Source organism: Sulfurimonas sp. (assembly GCF_014859695.1).
GTDB lineage: Bacteria > Campylobacterota > Campylobacteria > Campylobacterales > Sulfurimonadaceae > Sulfurimonas.
Genome location: NZ_JACUTS010000151.1, coordinates 1 through 2,374, shown reverse-complemented (window position 1 = coordinate 2,374; position 2,374 = coordinate 1). Strand labels below are relative to the sequence as shown.

Sequence of the window (2,374 nt, the reverse complement as noted above, 5' to 3'; positions counted from 1 at the left end):
GCCCGAGGATGACGAGGAACTGGCTCCACCTTCTCCCCTAAGCGAAGCGCACTCATCAACCCATCCACGAACGCCAAAAAGATAGAACATATTGATCTCACTAGCGGAGTTTCACTTGTTGCTCAAAAGCCTATCCTAAATGTAAATGTATATAAGCATTTACAAAGTTAAAGCCAGTTAGTATTGTAAATGACTATAAACGTTTACACTATTATCAGAGAGGCTTTTAAATGCTAAAGAACGTTAGAAAATACCAGGATAGACTCAAAAAATCTTTTAAAATTGAGTATAAACGATATATTTACAGCACGATAGACTTCAATGACAAGATGGTAGGACTCTTTGGGGCAAGAGGCGTAGGCAAAACAACCATACTTTTTCAATACCTTCAAGAGCTAGAGCTTCAAAACAAAAAAGCACTTTATATTTCACTTGATTATCCTTTTTTGAGTGGGGTTGATTTGATTGATTTGGTCGAAGAGTATGTAAGTGATGGAGGAGAATATCTGCTCTTGGATGAAGTGCATCGCTATGAAGATTTTAGTGCTTATCTCAAGACTATTTATGATCTGTTTGAACTAAAAGTGATCTTTACAAGCAGTAGTGCGACTTCTAATTTAAACGCAAAAAGTGACTTGAGCAGGCGGGTTACTCTTTATAATCTTAATGGTTTTTCTTTTAGGGAGTATTTGGAGTTCAAACATAAACTAGCATTAAGCGTATGGGATATAAAAGATATTTTTCAAAACCATAGCGAGATTGTAAAAAGCTTAGCAATAGGTAATATCGATATCCTAAAGGAGTTCAAAGAGTACATAGAAGTGGGTTATTATCCATTTTATTTTGACAAACAAACATCGTATTATCAAAACTTGCTCAACACAATAAATCTCACGATTGATTTGGATTTGACATCGCTTGGACTGATAGAGCAAAAATACACCTATAAACTCAAAAAGCTTCTTGAAGTGATATGTGAAAGTAAGCCATTTGAAGTAAACTATACAAAAATAGCAGCACTTGCTGAAATAAGCAGGGTCAAACTCTATGATTATCTATCGTTTTTGAATGATGGGCAAATGCTGCTTTTGGTGGATGAAAATGTTGATGGGCTTAAAAAAGTACAAAAAGCTGCCAAAATATACCTAAACAATACAAATCTTTTGTTTGCATACTGTGGAAGTTGTGATGCGGGAACGGTAAGGGAGACATTCTTTGCAAATCAAGTAAGCCACAAATATAAACTCAATATTTCAAAGCAAGGTGATTTTCTTATAGATAAAAAATATACCGTAGAAGTAGGTGGCAAGAAGAAAGGATATAGGCAAACCTCGGTGCCCCTTGAGGGTATCAAAGACGTGCCAAATAGTTTCATCGTGTCTGATGACATAGCGATAGGCAGCGGCAATAAAATCCCGCTATGGCTTTTTGGGTTTGTTTATTAACTGCAGTGGGGATCTCTCCCGCACTTCAGATCCCCGGGTCGAGCCCGAGGATGACGGAAAGAGACAAGCCCGAGGATGACGAGAAGTTTCGTCATTTGACCACCTCCGTCATACTCAACTCCTACGTTCGTCATTCCCAACTTGATTGGGAATCTTTCCCATCCACCCCTCCTGTGCTATAATGATAGTTCATAAAACAAGCATTTAGGCGGGAGAATTACAAATGAGAACGCAACAAGAACTGGAATTATTAGAAAGTTTTGCTTCCAATGACTAAGTCTTTTATACTAAATTTTTTGAAAAACAACAAGCAAGAATTTTTAGAAAAGTATGGCGTTAAAAGGATAGGTCTTTTTGGCAGTTATGCCAAAGATCTTGCAACAGACGCAAGCGATATAGACATAGTGATAGATACCGACAAAAAGGATTTTTTTCTTAGAGAAGATCTCAAAGAGTATCTGGAAAATTATTTCAAAAAACCTGTTGACTTAGGCTACATAGACAGTTTCAGGGAGTTCTATAAACAAAAAATAGAAAAAGAGATTATCTATGTTTAACAAAAAACACAGAGATAATGAGCTTTTTATAGTTGATGTGTTTGTCGCGATTCACAAGATCAAGCTATATACAAAAACCTTCAAGACGGTGAGGACTTGCGCTATAGCAGCTTGCACTGGGATGCTACGATAAGAGAGCTTGAACTCACAGGAGAAGCGCTCAATACTCTTTTGAATGATGAAAAATTTTTAAAATCAGCACCGCCTTACTTTAGAAAAGTTGTTAATTTTAGAAATGCCATATCGCATGGCTATTTTGGCATAGATGAAAGTGAAGTCTGGAACATTGTAGATGAAAAATTAGATCTGCTGTCAAATGATCTTCATCAAATCTGTAAAGACAACATAGACCTGAGCAAAGCCATCCAATCC

Annotated in this window: 3 protein-coding genes; all 3 read left to right on the top strand. The window is 36.8% G+C overall.

Annotated features, from left to right (window positions below):
• Positions 1 to 230 precede the first annotated feature (230 nt).
• Complete coding sequence (locus IBX42_RS12115) at positions 231 to 1,445, top strand: AAA family ATPase (protein WP_294933188.1); 1,215 nt, start codon at positions 231 to 233, stop codon at positions 1,443 to 1,445.
• A gap of 269 nt (positions 1,446 to 1,714) precedes the next feature.
• A complete protein-coding gene (locus tag IBX42_RS12110; protein ID WP_294933187.1) occupies positions 1,715 to 2,002 on the top strand; it encodes a nucleotidyltransferase domain-containing protein in 288 nt (95 codons plus the stop codon).
• A gap of 96 nt (positions 2,003 to 2,098) precedes the next feature.
• On the top strand, positions 2,099 to 2,374 hold a 276-nt coding region (locus IBX42_RS12105; protein ID WP_365943741.1), incomplete at its 3' end, for a HepT-like ribonuclease domain-containing protein.